Below are 16,630 nucleotides of genomic sequence, written 5' to 3'. Positions count from 1 at the left end.
AGCAAACAAGCAGCGGCGCCGGGCCGCGCAGGAAACGTCTTTCGCATCACGCTCATATAGGAGCTTTGACGGGTTGTCGCACCCTTCCGGGGAAACATTTCACTGTCCGGAAGCTGTCCCCGGCATGAATTTCCCGCCATGCGATCAACCGCGTCTTGACCGTGTCACGAGGCGATGCCACATGCCAAATCATGAGCACTCTTAAAACAATCTGCGTCTATTGCGGCTCCGGCCCCGGCACCAATCCCCAATTCATCGAATCGGCAGTCGGCCTCGGCAAGGCCATGGCCGAGAACGGTATCGGGCTGGTCTATGGCGGCGGCTCCATCGGTTTGATGGGTGCAGTTGCGAAGTCGGTTCTGGACCATGGCGGCCACGTCACCGGCATCATCCCGGAATTCCTGACCAAGCGCGAAAATGCCCTGGTCGGCGCGCAAGAGCTGATCGTCACCCACGACATGCATGAGCGCAAACGGTTGATGTTCGAGCGCTCCGACGCCTTCGTCGCGCTACCCGGCGGCATCGGCACGCTGGAGGAGTTGGTCGAACAGCTCACCTGGCAGCAGCTTGGCCGGCACTCGAAGCCGATCCTGATGGCGAATATCGATGGGTTCTGGGAGCCATTGCTGACGCTGCTCACGCATATGCGCACGACAGCTTTCATTCGCCCGACACTGCCGCTGGACGTGCTGACCGCCGATCGCACCGAGGACATCCTGCCCCGCCTGCGTTCTGCGGCTGCGAAAGCGCCAAGCGAGGGCAAGAAGCTCGCGCCGGATGTCGCGACAAGGCTGTGATATGGGATGGGTTGAGCGAAGGCGCGCAGCGCCGGAGCGATAACCCATCATTCCGTCGTTGCCGCAAACTCCGCCGATGGGTTTTCGCGAAGACGCTCAACCCATCCTACGAATTCGCAGCCAGCGCCTTCTTCATCGTCGTGTTCGCCAGCCACTCGTCATGCAGCGGCACGCTGTTGCGCTGGGTCGCGATGTAGCCGCGCTTCATGAAGAATTCGAGCGCTGTATCGCTCGCATCCACCGTGAGCCCTGTCGCGCCGCGGGCGCCGGCAAGTTTCTCCAGCGCATCGACCAGCGTCGAGGCGACGCCCTGCAGCACCGCATTCGGATGCACGTAGAGCAGATCGATGTGATCCGCGCCTTTCAGTGACGCAAATCCAACCGGAATGCTATCGAGCGTCGCGATCAGCGTGAGCTGCGAGCCGAGGCGCTTGCCGAATGTTGCCTCGTCATCACCCGCCTGTGCCCAGGCTTCCTGCTGCGCCTCGCTGTAATCGTCGCCGGTGAGATCGGCGATGGACGCCACATAGATCGCCGCAGCGATGGCTGTGTCTTCGGGGAGGAACGGACGCAGGCCCGGTTTTGCTTTCGAACTCGCCATCGCGCTTACCAGTAGCCCACCAGTTTCAGTGCCAGCGCGATCGCGCCGATGATCAGCGCCCATTTGATGGCGATGTAATATTTCCAGTGTTTTGGAAACGGCGTGTCAGGACGACTCATCGCGCGATCTCCCAAGTGGTGCCTTCCTTCGAATCCTTGATCACGACGCCCATGGCGGCGAGTTCATCGCGGAGGCGGTCGGATTCCTTGAAGTCTTTTCGTGCACGGGCAGCTGTACGTTCGGCGATCAATCCATCGACCTTCGCGGCATCGACACCGCTCGCCTGCTGCTTGCGATTTTTCCAGTCGGCTGCACTCTCGGACAGGAAGCCAAGTACGCGCAGCGATGCCGCAAACGTTGCCCGATCGGACTCGTTTCCAGCGGCTGCGCTGTTGCGCAGGCCGTGCAAGGCAGCAACGAGTTGCGGCGTGTTCAGATCGTCAAACAGCGTTTCACTGACTTTATCGGAAATCGCGCCGCCGGCCGTATCAGCCGCGACCCAGTACCAGTCGTCGAGCGTCCTGGCGCTCTCCTCAAGTCCCTTCACCGTCCAATCGACCGGCGAACGGTAATGCGTCTTGAGCATATTCAGGCGCAGCACTTCGCCCGGCCAATCATCGAGCAGCTCGCGAATGGTGAAGAAGTTGCCGAGGCTCTTCGACATCTTCTCGCCTTCGACCTGCAGGAAGCCGTTATGCATCCAGTAATTCGCCATCGCATGCGTGCCGTGGGCGCAGCGCGATTGCGCGATCTCGTTTTCATGATGCGGGAAGATCAGGTCGAGACCGCCGCCGTGAATGTCGAAGGTCGTGCCGAGATAGGCCGCCGACATCGCCGAGCATTCGATGTGCCAGCCCGGGCGTCCCCTGCCCCATGGCGACTCCCAGCCGGGTTCTTCCGGGGAGGACTCCTTCCACAGCACGAAATCGGTCGGATGCTTCTTGTGCGCATCGACGGCCACGCGTGCGCCGGCCTGCTGGTCTTCGAGCTTGCGGCCGGACAGCGCGCCGTAGTCCGGCATCGACTGCGTGTCGAACAGCACCTCGCCTTCGGCTTCATAGGCATGGCCGCGCGCGATCAATTCCTTGATCAGCGTCACCATGTCGGTCTTGCCGTCAGACCGCGGCAGCACGAATTCGGTCGCGCGCGGCTGCACGGTCGGCGGCAGGCAGCCAAGCGCTTTCACGTCCGCCTGGAATTGATCGGCGGTCTTCTCGGTGACCTTGCGGATCGCCTCGTTGAGCGGCAGGCCGGGATAATCGCGCAGCGCGCGGTCGTTGATCTTGTCATCGACGTCGGTGATGTTGCGCACATAGGTGACGTGACTGTCGCCATAGATGTGCCGCAGCAGGCGGAACAGCACGTCGAATACGATCACGGGCCGCGCATTGCCGATATGGGCGAAATCATAGACCGTGGGGCCACAGACATACATCCGCACATTGCTGGCATCGATCGGCGTAAAGACCCGTTTTTCGCGGGTCAGGGTGTCGTAGAGGCGCAGTTCCATGGGATGTCCGTCGGCTGGGCGGCCGGGCGTCCGGTGATCTCGAGTGAGAAAAAGACGGCCTCAGCCAGCGAATCGCTAGCGCATAATCTCGCGGCAAATCGTACAAATGGCGAGGAAACCGTTCATGCCGGCACCATGCGGCAGCACGATTTCACCGTCAAGCGCCGCAAGTCTGCCGCAAGCCCCCGCTGGGAGAGCGCAACCACGGCACATTTCGGCCGTAATCGCTGCGTACCGGGCCGCCATGGTTAAGCATCGTTAACCATTGAGGTTTATCGAGGTGGAACCCGGTTCCTCATTTGCTTGGTGGGTCATGAAAATCATTATCGCTGCTCTCACCGCCGTTTTCGCGGTCGCTTCCTCGGCCGCGTGGGCCGATTCCCGTGTCTTCATCATCGCCAACCAGCCGGATGGCTATGGCATCGACCAGTGCCTGGCCAAAAGCGAGAAGTGCGGCGCGTCGGCGGCGCTATCCTATTGCAAGTCGCGGGAATTCAAGCAGGCGGTGGCCTATCGCCGGGTCGATCCCGATGAAGTGACCGGCTCGATTTCGTCCAGCGGCGGCGCCTGCAAGTCCGGCAAGTGCGACGAATTCGTCGCCATCACCTGCAATCGCTGAGACGGTTCTCGCAGCTTCAGCCCCGGTTCGGTGCGGCATCACGGCGGCTGGCTTGCGGCAACACGGAGGCACCGGAATCGGCGTGACCGCGCCCCCGGAAGCGGCTATGAGACGCTTTCATCGCCGCAATTTCATCGCGTGCATATGGCAATGACGGCTCGGGCGCGCGGTCTGATCGCGCACCCGCCCGTTCCTCGTTCATCGGCCGGATATGTCTGTACCTGTGACTGCCACTTTTTCGCGTTGGACCTTCGGGGCCCTCGCCTGCGCCGCGCTGATCGGCGTCTCTGCATTCCATGGCGAAGCGCGCGCGCAAGGTTATCCCGCGCAGGTCTATCCGCCGAGCCAGGCGCAGCAGCAGCAATCGGCCAATCCGATGTGCGGCCGCCTCGAAGCGCAGCTCGCCACCATCGATCGCGGCAACGGCCTCGATCCCGCGCGCGCCGAACAGATCCGGCGCTTTGAAGAAGCGGTCAGCAAGCAGCAGAACGAACTCGATCGCGTGTCGCAGCAGGCCAAACGCATGGGCTGCGACTCGTCCGGCTTCTTCTCGCTGTTCTCCGGCCAGTCGGCGCAATGCGGACCGGTGAACAACCAGATCCAGCAGATGCGCGGCAACCTGGATCAGATGACCACCAATCTCGAGCGCCTGCGCGTCGGCACGCCGGGCTCATCGGATCGCGACAGCCAGCGCCGCTCGGTGCTGATGGCACTGGCGCAGAACCAGTGCGGCCCGCAATATGCGGCCGCCGCGCGCCAGCAGCAGAATTCCGGCCCCGGCGGCTTCCTCAGTAATCTGTTTGGCAACAACGAATCCAGCCCCGGCGACATCCCGCCCGGCGGCGACATGATGTCGAGCGTGCCGCAAGGCACCTATCGCACCGTCTGCGTGCGCACCTGCGACGGCTTCTACTTCCCGATCTCGTTTACCACCGTCCCCGGCCGCTTCGCCGATGACGAGCGCGCCTGCAAGGCACAGTGCCCGGCGACCGACGCCAATCTCTACACCTATCGCAATCCCGGCGAGGACATGAATGCGGCGGTGTCGATCGCCGGCCAGCCTTATTCGTCGTCACCGAATGCGTTCAAGTATCGCACCGAGTTCAATCCATCCTGCTCGTGCAAGGCGCAGGGCCAGACCTGGGCAGATGCACTGAAGACCATCGACGACAGTGCTGCCGCGCAAAACGGCGACATCATCGTCACCGAAGAACGCGCCAAGCGGATGTCGCAGCCACAGCAGCAGAAGGGCACGCCCGCCGCGCTGAAGAAGAACGCGGCGCCGGAAGCAGCGCCCGCACCGGCGCAGCCACCAGCTGCGCAGGGCACGCCCGGGCAGATCAGGCAGGTGGGACCGCAGTTCCTGCCGAACAATACGAAGCAGTAAGTCGCGCATCACTGCGCGGCACTCCGTTTGTCGTCACCCGCGAATGCGGGTGAGTCCGTACACCGGGGCGTCTCGACTTCATTACAGACATCAGTGTTTACTGGATCGCCCGGTCGCGCCGGGCGAAAACAAGATCGTCGGGGGACACCAGGTTGAGCGGACCACTCGCAGGCATTCGCGTCGTCGAATTCGGCACACTGATCGCGGCACCTTTTGCAGCAAGGCTGTTTGCGGAATTCGGTGCCGAGGTCATCAAGATCGAACAGCCGGGATCAGGCGATCCGTTGCGCACCTGGCGCAAGCTGCACGAAGGCACCTCCGTCTGGTGGTATCTGCAGTCGCGCAACAAGAAGTCGATCGCGCTCGATCTCAAATCGCCCGAAGGCCTGGCCATTGCGCGCGACCTCGCGGCATCCGCCGATGTGGTCATCGAGAACTTCAAGCCGGGCGGCATGGAGAAGCTCGGGCTCGGCTGGGATGTGCTCTCGAAGCTCAATCCCAATCTCACGCTGGTGCGGATTTCCGGCTTCGGCCAGACCGGCCCCTATCGCGACAAGTCCGGCTTCGGCGCCATCGGCGAAGCCATGGGCGGGCTGCGCTACACCACCGGCAGCCCCGATGCGCCCCCTGCCCGCGTCGGCGTCTCCATCGGCGACAGCCTCGCATCACTGCATGGCGTGATGGGCGCGCTGATGTCGCTGCTGCGTGTGAAAACCGGACAAGGCGGCGGCCAGATCGTCGATGTCTCGCTCTATGAGAGCGTGTTCAACATGATGGAAAGCACGGTGCCGGAGTATGCGCTGGACGGCCAGATCCGCACGCGCAGCGGCGGCTCGCTACCGGGCATCACGCCATCGAACACCTATGAGACGGCGGACGGCCAATATGCCGTCATCGCCGGCAACAGCAATGCGATCTTCAAGCGGTTGATGAATGTGATCGGCCGGCCGGATCTCGCCGACGATCCCAGCCTCGCCCATAATGATGGGCGCGTGCCGCAGACCGCGATGATCGATCAGGCGATCTCCGATTGGACCGGCAAGCTCGGCATGGACGATGTGCTCGCCGCGCTGGAAGCTGCCGACGTGCCGTCGGGCCGGATCTATTCGGTCGCCGATATTGTCAGCGATCCGCATTTCATTGCCCGCGACATGATCCTGCCGGCGACATTGCCGGGCGGCGCCGAGGTGAAGATGCCGGGCATCTCGCCGAAATTGTCGGAGACGCCGGGCGAAGTGAAATGGCAGGGACCGGCGCTGGGTGCGCATACGGATGAGGTGCTGGCCGGGATCGGACGCAGCAGCGATGACATCGCGCGGCTTCGCGAAGCGGGCGTCGTGGAGTGACCACGTCACGACGCGGTCCGTTCGCCCTGCGGACTACGCATCGCTAAAATTGCGCCGGAACCGCGCAAGCTTCGGATAACCTCCTGCCGGTATCATCGCATGAATCCGAAAGGCTGGTCCAATGGTCTCCACCTATCTGAACTACAATCTGGTGTCGCGCGACCTGCAGAAATCGATGCAGAAGATTTCGCAGCAGGCCGATGTGAGAAAGGACTCCGCCTACTACAAGGAGAACATCGGCAATGTGACCAGCGTCGATGATCTCCTGGATGATTTCCGCCTCTATAGCTACGCGACCAAGGCCTATGGCCTCGAAGACATGGCCTACGCAAAAGCCTTTCTGCGCAAGGTACTGGAAAGCGACCTCTCCGACGCCAACAGCTTTGCCAACAAGCTGAGCGACAAACGCTATCGCGACTTCGCTGCCGCCTTCGCGTTCGGCACCACCAGCACCGACACCAAGGCCGCCCAATCCGCTAACCAGACCGACGACATGATCGGCCTCTATACGGCGGTGGCCAAAAGCGGCGTCGAGGCGCTCGATGCCAACAAGAGCTACTACAATCTCACCATCGGCAAGGTCACCAATGTCAACGGCCTGCTCGCTGACGAGAAGCTGCGCGACTATGTTTTCTCGGCCTACGGGATCGACAAGGCTCTCTGGTCTCACGACACGATCAGCAAGGTGCTGGGCAGCGACCCCGCGGATCCGAACAGCTATGTCAATTCCGTCTGGGTCTCGCAGAAGGCCGACATCAACGCCAATGTCAGCAAGGCGCAGGCAGCGATGCTGGACGCGGCCGCCAAGATCGACGCCTATACGGCGCAGCTGAAACAGCCGGGCGCCGACATGGCGGATCTCCGTCGCAAGATCGAGCTGGAACGCGCGCGCGGGTCGATGAACGAGATCAGCATCGTCAGCTACCGCAAGGCGCTCGAGACCATCGACAGCTATGTCGCGCTGGCCGGCGCCTTTGAATTCTCGGCAGATGGCACATTGCCCGGCGGCACCCCGGCGCAGACCGCGGCCCAGTTGACCACCACCCACTCCAAATATGTCAACAGCCAGGGCGCCGTCTATCTCGCCGCAGACGAGACCTATTCGGCCTCGCTGATCCGGCAATATCGCTCCGGCCTCGCCAATGTGAAGACGATCGACAACTTCCTGAAGACGCCGAATGTGTACAATTTCGCGCTGAAATCATTTGGTATCGATCCCGAGACGGTCTCGCCGACCACCATCAAGAACGTGCTGATGAGCGATCTCGACGATCCCCGCAGCTATGCGAACAAGCTGAAGGACGATCGCTTCGTCCAGCTCGCCAGCGCCTTCAATTTCGACAGCGGCGGCAACATCACGACCCCTGTGGTGGCGCAGGATGCAACGGAAGTAACGCATGTGATGAAGGACTACATCATCAGCAAGACGCGATTCACCAAAGGCAAGGAGCAGGAAGCGCTGCGCGAAACTGCCGACAAGGACGCGGTCTATTATCAGAACACGATCGCCAATATCGAGAGCGTGAAAGACCTGCTGGCCGATCGCAAGCTGCTCGACATCGCGCTGACTGCCAGGGGCCTCGACCCAACCGAGGTGACCACCGCCGACCTGCGCCAGATGTTCGAGTCCGACCTCAACGATCCCAAGAGCTTCGTCAACACGCAGACCGATCCGCGCTTCGCGGAACTCGTCGCCTCATTCAATTTCGACGATGACGGCGAGATGGCGCGGCTGCCGAAATTCGGACCGCAGACCCGCGACCAGTTCATGGAAACCCAGCGCCGCTATCTGCAGCAGACGCTGGAAACGCAGCAGGGCGAAACCAATCCGGGTGTGCGGCTTGCGCTCTATTTCGAGCGCAAGGCACAGACCATCACCTCGGCCTATGATCTTCTGGCCGACAAGGCGCTGGCGGAAGTCTTCCGCACCACCTTCAACCTGCCCGATGAAGTCGGTGCGATGGATATCGACCAGCAGGCGAAGGTGGTGGAGAGGCATCTCGACCTGACCGATCTCGCCGATCCCGCCAAGCTGGCCAAACTGCTGAACCGGTTCTCGGCGCTATATGACATCAAGAACGGCACCAGCATCGCGTCGTCCCCGATCGTGACGCTGTATCAGGGTGGCGGATTGCTGAGCGATACGACCTTTGCCGCGATGGCGCGCGGCGCGTAGCAGCGGTTAGTCGTTGTCCATCAATCGGGATGGCCAGCCAATCCGGACCAGCAGGCCATCGGGGCCGTTGATCCCGACCTCATACATACCCCATTCGCGGTGGCGCAAAATGCCGCCGGGACGGATGATCAGATCATCCACGCGTGCAGCGATGGCATCGACATCGGGCGTGCGAATGAACACGCCGAACGGGTTGGCATCGGGCACGCGCCAGGGACCGTCGCCGGCCTGGGTCACATGCACTTCGCACTGCCAGCCGGTCATGATGACGTAATCGCCCTCTCCGCCGGTGCGTGCGAAGCCGAGCCGCTCCCAGAATGCGATGGCAGCTTTCAGGTCGTTGCTCGGCACGATGGCAAAGGCGCCAGTGGTGACCGTACGGGACATCGGCCCTCTCGCTTTGTCATCACCCGCGCAAGCGGGTGATCCAGTCAACACGAATCCTGCGGTTCGATCATCAACGCCGGTGTTTACTGGATCGCCCGGCCGAGCCGGGCGATCCAGCGGAGTATCACGGCTCGAACGCTTCGCTGGTGCCCTTGCCCGGCCGCGTCACCAGATCCTCATCCGGCTTCGGCAGCGGCTGCGCCAGATCGCGAAAACGGTTGGTGATGGGATAGCGGCGATCCCGGCCGAAATTCTTGCGCGTCACCTTCACGCCGGGGGCTGCCTGGCGGCGCTTGTATTCGGCGATGTTGAGCAGGCGATCGATGCGCGTCACCACGTCCTTCTCGAAACCATCGGCGACGATCTCCGACAAAGGCTGCTCGCGCTCGACGAGGCGTTCGAGGATTGCATCGAGAATGTCGTAAGGCGGCAGCGAATCCTGGTCGGTCTGGTTTTCACGCAGCTCCGCGGTGGGCGGACGGATGATGATGTTGTTCGGGATCACCTCGCCGTCCGGGCCCATGGCGCCTTCGGGCTTCCATGAATTGCGCAGGGTCGAGATGCGGAACACCTGGGTCTTGTAGAGATCCTTGATCGGATTGAAGCCGCCATTCATGTCGCCATAGAGCGTGGCGTAGCCCACCGACATTTCCGACTTGTTGCCGGTGGTGACGACCATGGCGCCGGTCTTGTTGGAGACCGCCATCAGCAGCGTGCCACGCGTGCGCGCCTGCAGGTTCTCTTCGGTGATATCGCGCTCGAGGCCCTTGAAGGTGTCGGCCAGAATGTTTTCGAAGCCGTTCACGGCCTCCGCGATGGGGAGGATCTCGTAACGAAAGCCGAGCGCTTTCGCGAGCTTGTCGGCATCGTCGAGCGAGACCTGCGCGGTGTAGCGGAATGGCAGCATGATGCCACGCACGCGATCGGCGCCGAGCGCGTCCACCGCAATCGCGGCGCAGAGTGCGCTATCGATGCCGCCGGAAATGCCCATCAGCACGCCGGGGAAACCGTTCTTGTTCACATAGTCGCGCAACCCGAGCACGCAGGCGGCGTAGTCGCCCTCGTCGCCTTCCGGCAGCTTTGCGATCGGCCCGTTGCAGCGCCACGCGCCATCCGTCTTCTCGAACGTGATGGTGGTGATGTTTTCCACGAAAGACGGCAGCTGCACGCCGAGCGAGCGATCGCCGTTGAGCACAAAACTCGCGCCGTCGAATACGAGCTCGTCCTGCCCGCCGACCTGATTGAGATAGACCAGGGGCAGATGGCTCTCGGTGACGCGGGCAACCTGCACATTGAGGCGCAGATCGTTCTTGCCGCGGGCATAGGGCGAGCCATTCGGCACGATCAGGATTTCGGCGCCGGTCTCGGTCAGCGTCTCGACCACATCCTCGTAGTCGGCCGACTCTTCCATCCAGGTATCTTCGCAGATCGGCACGCCGATGCGCAGGCCGCGGATGGTGACCGGGCCTGACACCGAGCCGCGGGAAAACACGCGCTTCTCGTCGAACACGCCGTAATTCGGCAGGTTGACCTTGAAGCGGATCGCCGCGATGCGGCCGCCATCAAGCAGCGCGCAGGCATTGTAGAGCTTGCCCCCCTCGACCCAGGGCGAGCCGACCAGCATCGCCGGGCCGCCATCGGCGGTCTCGCGGGCAAGCTCTTCGACGGCGGCGCGGCAGGTGGCCTGGAAGGCCGGCTTGAGCACGAGGTCTTCGGGCGGATAGCCGGCGATGAAGAGTTCGGGCAACACGACGACATCGGCGCCGTCGGCGGCCGCCTGGGCGCGGGCTTTTCGCGCCTTCTCGGCATTGCCGGTGATGTCGCCGACGGTCGGATTGAGCTGGGCCAGCGTGATGGTGAAGCGGGTCGAATTTGTCATGGGGATATTGAAGCCTTTAGGCTGATGGTTCGCAACCGCCGCTGAAGTATCGCTCACATGCTGCAACGGTCTCGGTCTCGTCCCCTCTCCCGCTTGCGGGGGAGGGTCAGGGTGGGGGTGCCCCACGTGACGTCGCCGTGCGGGGCTTCCCCCACCCCGGCCCTCCCCCGCAAGCGGGAGAGGGAGAAGAACGGAACTTCGTTTAGAACATGCCCACCCGCTCGCCGAGCGCAAACAGCCACACCATCCCGGCGATCAGCAGCGCGATGGCGACTGCCGCCGAGCCTAGATCCTTGACGCGACCAATCTGTGAATCGTGCTCCATCGTGACCCGGTCGGCCAGTTTCTCGATGGCGGTGTTGAGGAGTTCGACGGTCAGGACGAGCATCACCACCGCGACCATCTCGATGCGGCGGGCCATGGTGCTGCCGATCAGGACAGCCAAAGGCAACGACAGCAAAAGCGCCACCACCTCCTCGCGAATGGCCCGCTCCGACGTGAAGCCGGAGCGAAGCCCATTCCAGGAGTTGATGGTGGCTCGCCAGAGCCGTTCCACCTAAAGGCCTGCCACTTACAGACCCGAAGCAACCGGGAGCGGCTGCTCCTTGCCCGTGCGCGAGGTCTTGAGCAGTTCGGCGATCAGGAATGCCATGTCGATGGACTGCTCGGCGTTCAGGCGGGGATCGCAGACCGTGTGATAGCGGTCGTTGAGGTCCTCGTCGGAGATCGCGCGGGCGCCGCCGGTGCATTCGGTGACGTTCTGGCCGGTCATTTCCAGATGCACGCCGCCGGCATGCGTCCCTTCGGCCGCATGAATCTGGAAGAACGACTTCACCTCGGACAGGATGCGGTCGAACGGACGGGTCTTGTAGCCCGAATTCGACGTGATCGTGTTGCCGTGCATCGGATCGCACGACCACACCACCTTGCGGCCTTCCTTCTGCACCGCGCGGACGAAGCCCGGCAGATGCTCGCCGACCTTCTCGTGACCGAAGCGGTTGATCAGGGTGAGACGGCCGGGCTCGTTGTCCGGGTTCAGGATGTCGATCAGCTTCAGCAGCTCATCGGCCTTCAGCGACGGACCGCATTTGAGGCCGATCGGATTCTTGATGCCGCGGAAGTACTCGACATGGGCGTGATCGAGCTGACGCGTGCGATCGCCGATCCACAGCATGTGGCCGGAGGTCGCGTACCAGTCGCCCGTGGTCGAATCGACGCGGGTGAACGCCTGCTCGTAGCCGAGCAGCAGCGCTTCGTGGCTGGTGTAGAAATCGGTCGAGCGCAGCTCCGGATGGCTCTCGAGATTGAGGCCGCAGGCGCGCATGAAGTTCAGCGCGTCGGAGATACGGTCGGCCAGCTCCTTGTAACGGCGCGACTGCTGCGAATCCTTGAGGAAGCCGAGCATCCACTGATGCACGCTGCCGAGATTGGCGAAGCCGCCCGTTGCGAAAGCGCGCAGCAGGTTCAGCGTCGCTGCCGACTGGCGATAGGCCATCAGCTGGCGCTGCGGATCCGGCACGCGGGATTCCGCCGTGAAGGCGATGTCGTTGATGATGTCGCCGCGATAGCTCGGCAGCTCCACACCGTCCGCCTTTTCCATCGGCGACGACCGCGGCTTGGCGAACTGGCCGGCGATGCGGCCGACCTTCACCACCGGCAGCGCGCCGGCATAAGTGAGCACGACCGACATCTGCAGGAAGGCGCGGAAAAAGTCGCGAATGTTGTTCGCGCCATGCTCGGCGAAGGACTCGGCGCAATCGCCGCCCTGCAGGAGGAAAGCCTCGCCGTTGGCCACGCGGGCGAGCTGCTTCTTCAGGTTACGGGCCTCACCCGCAAAAACCAGCGGCGGAAACGTGGCGAGCTGCGCCTCGACGTCGCCTAGGGCCTTCGCATCCGGATATTCCGGCATCTGCATGACGGGCTTGCCCCGCCAGCTCTCGGGTGTCCACCGCTCGGACATGAAATTGTCTCCTGAAAACCGCGCCTTAGGTGGCGACGGAGGCCGCGTTATACATGGCCCATATGGGGATCGCCAGTTGGAAATCCAACCGGCCCGGCCCCGGCCATGCGCGCCAAGCCCTTGCACCGGCAATCGAATTCGCATTTGCTGCAGCTGCTGACTGGGGAACTAAAGGATGAGACTGCCGGACGCGGCGCCTGACGACGCATTTTCCGATGACATCACGATCGTGGCGGGGGACGGGTTTGCGCTGGGGGCGACGCTCTATCTGCCGCGCGGCGCCCGGACCCATGCGGTCCTGATCAATTCCGCCACTGCCGTGCCGCGGAAAATCTACAAGGGCTTCGCCGGCTATCTGGCGAGCCGTGGCTGTGCGGTGCTGACCTATGATTATCGCGGCACCGGCGATTCCCGCCCCAAGGGCACGAGCTCCCTGCGCGGCTTCCGGGCCTCCATGGCTGATTGGGCAGCGCTCGATGTGGTGGCCGCGGTGGACTGGATGCGCGAGCGCTACAAGCTGCCACTCGGCTATGTCGGCCATTCCTTCGGCGGCCAGGCGCTGGGCTTGATCCCGAACAATACGGAAGTCTCGCGCGCGCTGCTGGTGGCTGCGCAGGCCGGCACATGGCGGCTGATGACGCCGCCGGAGAACTACCGCATCTATGCGCTGATGAAATTCATCGGCCCCACGCTGGCGGAGGTGATGGGCTATGCGCCGGGCAAGATCGGACTCGGCCTCGATCTGCCGAAGAACGTGTTTCTCGAATGGGCCAAATGGGTCACCAGCGACAACTATTTCTTCGATGACCGCAAACTGCGCGCGCTGGTGAACTTTCCCCGCTATCGCGGCGCGCTGCGGGCGCTGAGTTTTACGGACGATCCCTGGGCGACGCGCGCGGCGGTGGACATGCTTTGCGCGGGGTTTACGTCCATCAAGCCGGATATCGATAGCATCCGTCCCATCGAAGCGGGCTCGGAGAAGATCGGACATTTCGGCTTCTTCCGCCCGGAGCATCGCGACACGTTGTGGCGCGGCGCAGCGGAATGGCTGCAAATGGAAGATTGAGGCGCTTGCGCCCGCTCCGCCCTCATGGTGAGGAGCGCGCTTTTGCGCGCGTCTCGAACCATGCGCCGCAAGGCTCCGCGCGTGCGTCCATCCTTCGAGACGTGCGCTGCGCGCACTCCTCAGGATGAGGGACAGAGGAGTGCGCGACTGTCGAAAACCGCCACCGTGTTTCTCCTGATGTTAGAATATCTCCAAGCATTTCCGCGCCGCACGGGACGCTGCGACGATTGGGCCGATTGAAAACCAGCTGTTTTTCAGGGCATTTTCATTTCGCGGGCGCGTGCATTTTCCGTAATCCGCACATCGCGTTTTATTCCCCTGCCCAAAAGCAAATTAAGTTGTGCTGCGTCAGAACGCCGCCTCCCCCATGAGCGAACGACATCAATCGTGCGCAACGTGGGGAGCGACGCATGCACCAGGATCCTTCAACACCATCATTAGCCCGGCTGTTCGCACGCGCGACATTGCTATCCGCGAGCACGCTCGCGCTGACGCTGCTGGCCGCACCGCATGCACACGCACAAAACGCTGCTGCGCAACGCCAGGGCGCCTCGCCATTGCCGCCGGTGACCGTGGATGCACCGAATACCGTGCGCCGCTCTCGCCGCACTGCTGCGACACAGCGCGCCACGCCAGCCGCACGCCGCCGTACGGCTGCAGCCCGGCAGCCCGAGGCGCCGGCGAAGCCGGTGCCGGCTTTCAACCAACCGCATGATGTCCGCACCGGCACCGTCGGCATCTATGCCAATTCGACGTCCACCGCGACCAAGACCAACACACCACTGCTGAACATCCCGCAGTCGATCAGCGTGCTGACCAAGGACTACATCCAGGACCAGAATTTCCAGGGCATGACCGATGTCACGCGCTATGTGCCCGGTGTCGCCATCCATCAAGGCGAAGGCAATCGCGACGAGCTGGTGATCCGCGGCGTCGATTCCAGTGCCAATTTCTTCGTCAACGGCTTTCGCGATGACGTGCAGTACTTTCGCGATCTCTACAACACGCAGAGCATCGAAGTGCTGAAGGGGCCGAGCGCACTGATCTTCGGCCGCGGCGCCGGCGGCGGCCTTGTCAATCGCACGCTGAAAGAAGCCGACGGCCAGCGCGTCTATCAGACCACGCTGCAGTCAGGCTCCTATGGCGATCGCCGCTTCACGCTGGATGCCGGCCAGGCCGTCAATCCAGACGTCGCCGTGCGCCTCAATGCTATGTATGAAGGCTCGGATACGTTCCGCCAATACGGCAAGCTGGAGCGCTACGGCCTCAATCCGAGCGTGGCCTTCACGCCGAACGATACCACCAAGATCAAGCTCGACTACGAGCTCTATCACGACGAGCGCACCGCCGATCGCGGCAATCCCTCGCAGGCGCTGAGCAATACCGCGCCCTCATCGACACGCTTCAACCCGGCCCTGCCCTTCGCGCCCGGCGGCGACCTCACCGCATTCTACGGCGCACCTGGCCTGAACCAGTCCTATGTCGATCTCAATCGCGTGTCGGGCGTGATCGACCACGATTTCGAAAACGGGCTGACGGTGCGCAACGCCACCATGTATGCGAACTTCAAGCGCGGCTATCAGAACATCTATCCCGGCAATGGCACGCTGTCGGGTGCCGTGAACACCACCGACACGTCGTTCAACCGCGCGGCCTATAACAACACCACCGACCGCGAGAACATCTTCAACCAGACCGATTTCACCTACAAGACCTGGACCGGTCCGGTCTTCCATACCCTCGCTTTCGGCACAGAGTTTGGCCGCCAAAGCGGCCTCTCCTTCCGCAATACCGGCTTCTTCCCGAACGGCACGGGCGGCTTGAGCAACACCATCGCCGCCAATCCTTTCGACTCCGCCTATCTCGGCCCGGTCACGTTCCAGCACATCGCCACCGATGCCAACAGCAAGTATCGGCTCAACATCGCGTCGGGCTATGTGCAGGATCAGATCGACATCACGCGCTGGCTGCAGATCATTGCGGGCGTCCGCTATGACAATTTCGATCTGCAGGCGACCGACCAGAACACCGGCATCACACGCAGTCGAACCGACGCAAAATTCTCGCCGCGCGCAGCGGTCATCGTGAAGCCGATCGATAACCTGTCGGTCTATGGCAGCTACAGCATCTCGTATCTGCCGGCGTCGGGCGACCAGTTCAGCGCGCTGTCATCGTCGACCGTGCTGCTCGATCCGCAGAAGTTCGACAACAAGGAAGTCGGGGTGAAATACAACATCCTGCCGCGCCTGCAATACACCGCGGCCGTGTATCAGCTCGATCGCAGCAATGTGCCGCTGGCCAATCCGAATGGCGATGGCACCTTCTTCCTGTCCGGCAAGAACCGCATCCGCGGCTTCGAGACCACGTTGAACGGCTATGTCACCGATATCTGGCAATCGACGGTGGGCTATGCCTATACGGACGCACGGGTGACCAGCGATACATCGGCGACGATCCTCGCCGGTAATCGCGTGCAGCTGGTGCCGTACAATCAGTTCTCCTGGTGGAACAAGGTGCAGATCGATCCGATCTGGGCCGCCGCCGTGGGCATGATCTACTTCTCGAACTCGTATGCCTCGTCGGACGACAGCGTCCGCCTGCCCGGCTTCGTCCGCTTCGACGCGGCGCTCTATGCGAAGATCAACCAGAACTGGAAGCTGCAGCTCAATATCGAGAACATCTTCAACAAGGGCTATTGGGCGTCGGCCGACGGCAATAACAACCTGTCGCCGGGCCAGCCGCGGACGTTCCGGATCAGCGCGATCGGGAATTTCTGAGCAACGCAGTCTCTCACTGTCATCACCCGCGAAAGCGGGTGATCCAGTAGACGCCGTACTGAGTGCTTAACATTGAGGCCTCAGTTTACTGGATCGCCCGATCAAGTCGGGCGATGACAATTGAG

14 protein-coding genes are annotated in these 16,630 nt (G+C 62.5%); 8 read left to right on the top strand and 6 right to left on the bottom strand.

The window, feature by feature from the left end:
* Positions 1-191 precede the first annotated feature (191 nt).
* Positions 192-797 (top strand): LOG family protein, encoded by a 606-nt coding sequence (locus AC1RQ5_RS13255; RefSeq protein ID WP_398481186.1) that lies wholly within the window; start codon positions 192-194, stop codon positions 795-797.
* 106 nt (positions 798-903) lie between these two features.
* Here the strand turns inward: AC1RQ5_RS13255 and AC1RQ5_RS13250 are convergent, their stop codons facing one another.
* Complete coding sequence (locus tag AC1RQ5_RS13250; RefSeq protein WP_398481188.1) at positions 904-1,398, bottom strand: GNAT family N-acetyltransferase; 495 nt, start codon at positions 1,396-1,398, stop codon at positions 904-906.
* A 115-nt stretch (positions 1,399-1,513) separates the two neighbouring features.
* Positions 1,514-2,908, bottom strand: coding sequence for a cysteine--tRNA ligase (cysS, locus tag AC1RQ5_RS13245; RefSeq protein WP_493199487.1), 1,395 nt, complete (start codon positions 2,906-2,908; stop codon positions 1,514-1,516).
* 3 nt (positions 2,909-2,911) lie between these two features.
* Between cysS and AC1RQ5_RS13240 the strand changes: the two genes are divergently transcribed.
* The 5 genes from AC1RQ5_RS13240 to AC1RQ5_RS13220 all read left to right on the top strand — a co-directional run bounded on the left by AC1RQ5_RS13240 (position 2,912) and on the right by AC1RQ5_RS13220 (position 8,436).
* Positions 2,912-3,160, top strand: a complete 249-nt coding sequence (locus AC1RQ5_RS13240; RefSeq protein WP_493199485.1) for a hypothetical protein — start codon at positions 2,912-2,914, stop codon at positions 3,158-3,160.
* Between the two features lie 61 nt (positions 3,161-3,221).
* Positions 3,222-3,527 (top strand): hypothetical protein, encoded by a 306-nt coding sequence (locus tag AC1RQ5_RS13235; RefSeq protein ID WP_398481194.1) that lies wholly within the window; start codon positions 3,222-3,224, stop codon positions 3,525-3,527.
* Between the two features lie 211 nt (positions 3,528-3,738).
* The gene (locus AC1RQ5_RS13230; RefSeq protein ID WP_398481196.1) at positions 3,739-4,914 is read left to right on the top strand and encodes a DUF2865 domain-containing protein; all 1,176 of its coding nucleotides are present in this window, start codon (positions 3,739-3,741) and stop codon (positions 4,912-4,914) included.
* 152 nt (positions 4,915-5,066) lie between these two features.
* Positions 5,067-6,260: a CaiB/BaiF CoA transferase family protein gene (locus AC1RQ5_RS13225; protein WP_398481198.1), complete on the top strand. Its 1,194-nt coding sequence runs from the start codon at positions 5,067-5,069 to the stop codon at positions 6,258-6,260.
* A gap of 121 nt (positions 6,261-6,381) precedes the next feature.
* Complete coding sequence (locus tag AC1RQ5_RS13220) at positions 6,382-8,436, top strand: DUF1217 domain-containing protein (protein ID WP_493199483.1); 2,055 nt, start codon at positions 6,382-6,384, stop codon at positions 8,434-8,436.
* 6 nt (positions 8,437-8,442) lie between these two features.
* Here AC1RQ5_RS13220 and AC1RQ5_RS13215 read toward each other — a convergent pair whose 3' ends face one another.
* The 4 genes from AC1RQ5_RS13215 to AC1RQ5_RS13200 all read right to left on the bottom strand — a co-directional run bounded on the left by AC1RQ5_RS13215 (position 8,443) and on the right by AC1RQ5_RS13200 (position 12,662).
* Positions 8,443-8,823, bottom strand: a complete 381-nt coding sequence (locus AC1RQ5_RS13215; RefSeq protein ID WP_493199481.1) for a VOC family protein — start codon at positions 8,821-8,823, stop codon at positions 8,443-8,445.
* A 124-nt stretch (positions 8,824-8,947) separates the two neighbouring features.
* Complete coding sequence (locus AC1RQ5_RS13210; protein WP_493199480.1) at positions 8,948-10,702, bottom strand: NAD+ synthase; 1,755 nt, start codon at positions 10,700-10,702, stop codon at positions 8,948-8,950.
* Positions 10,703-10,904: 202 nt separating this feature from the next.
* Positions 10,905-11,258 carry a diacylglycerol kinase gene (locus tag AC1RQ5_RS13205; RefSeq protein ID WP_493199478.1) on the bottom strand — a complete coding sequence of 118 codons (354 nt, stop codon included), beginning with the start codon at positions 11,256-11,258 and terminating at the stop codon, positions 10,905-10,907.
* Between the two features lie 15 nt (positions 11,259-11,273).
* On the bottom strand, positions 11,274-12,662 hold the full coding sequence (locus AC1RQ5_RS13200) for a class II 3-deoxy-7-phosphoheptulonate synthase (protein ID WP_493199477.1): 1,389 nt from the start codon (positions 12,660-12,662) through the stop codon (positions 11,274-11,276).
* Positions 12,663-12,837: 175 nt separating this feature from the next.
* On the opposite strand from AC1RQ5_RS13200, the gene AC1RQ5_RS13195 reads away from it, so the two are divergent.
* Together AC1RQ5_RS13195 and AC1RQ5_RS13190 are read left to right on the top strand one after the other, a co-directional pair.
* Positions 12,838-13,728 carry an alpha/beta hydrolase family protein gene (locus AC1RQ5_RS13195; RefSeq protein ID WP_493199476.1) on the top strand — a complete coding sequence of 297 codons (891 nt, stop codon included), beginning with the start codon at positions 12,838-12,840 and terminating at the stop codon, positions 13,726-13,728.
* A 410-nt stretch (positions 13,729-14,138) separates the two neighbouring features.
* Positions 14,139-16,505, top strand: a complete 2,367-nt coding sequence (locus AC1RQ5_RS13190; protein WP_493199474.1) for a TonB-dependent receptor — start codon at positions 14,139-14,141, stop codon at positions 16,503-16,505.
* Positions 16,506-16,630 lie beyond the last annotated feature (125 nt).

It is taken from the genome of Tardiphaga sp. GW821-FHT12E02 (genome assembly GCF_058807155.1).
Note: the sequence above shows the minus strand (reverse complement) of the source record. Positions and strands in the feature narration are given on the sequence as shown.

What these genes read in the sequence shown, in the direction of transcription:
- AC1RQ5_RS13240 (WP_493199485.1), top strand. Translation starts at nt 2,912, where the DNA reads ATGTCCGTCGGCTGGGCGGCCGGGCGTCCGGTGATCTCGAGTGAGAAA.
- AC1RQ5_RS13190 (WP_493199474.1), top strand. Translation starts at nt 14,139, where the DNA reads ATGCACCAGGATCCTTCAACACCATCATTAGCCCGGCTGTTCGCACGC.
- AC1RQ5_RS13235 (WP_398481194.1), top strand. Translation starts at nt 3,222, where the DNA reads ATGAAAATCATTATCGCTGCTCTCACCGCCGTTTTCGCGGTCGCTTCC.
- AC1RQ5_RS13255 (WP_398481186.1), top strand. Translation starts at nt 192, where the DNA reads ATGAGCACTCTTAAAACAATCTGCGTCTATTGCGGCTCCGGCCCCGGC.
- AC1RQ5_RS13230 (WP_398481196.1), top strand. Translation starts at nt 3,739, where the DNA reads ATGTCTGTACCTGTGACTGCCACTTTTTCGCGTTGGACCTTCGGGGCC.
- AC1RQ5_RS13215 (WP_493199481.1), bottom strand. Translation starts at nt 8,823, where the DNA reads ATGTCCCGTACGGTCACCACTGGCGCCTTTGCCATCGTGCCGAGCAAC.
- AC1RQ5_RS13200 (WP_493199477.1), bottom strand. Translation starts at nt 12,662, where the DNA reads ATGTCCGAGCGGTGGACACCCGAGAGCTGGCGGGGCAAGCCCGTCATG.
- AC1RQ5_RS13210 (WP_493199480.1), bottom strand. Translation starts at nt 10,702, where the DNA reads ATGACAAATTCGACCCGCTTCACCATCACGCTGGCCCAGCTCAATCCG.
- cysS (WP_493199487.1), bottom strand. Translation starts at nt 2,908, where the DNA reads ATGGAACTGCGCCTCTACGACACCCTGACCCGCGAAAAACGGGTCTTT.
- AC1RQ5_RS13220 (WP_493199483.1), top strand. Translation starts at nt 6,382, where the DNA reads ATGGTCTCCACCTATCTGAACTACAATCTGGTGTCGCGCGACCTGCAG.
- AC1RQ5_RS13195 (WP_493199476.1), top strand. Translation starts at nt 12,838, where the DNA reads ATGAGACTGCCGGACGCGGCGCCTGACGACGCATTTTCCGATGACATC.
- AC1RQ5_RS13250 (WP_398481188.1), bottom strand. Translation starts at nt 1,398, where the DNA reads ATGGCGAGTTCGAAAGCAAAACCGGGCCTGCGTCCGTTCCTCCCCGAA.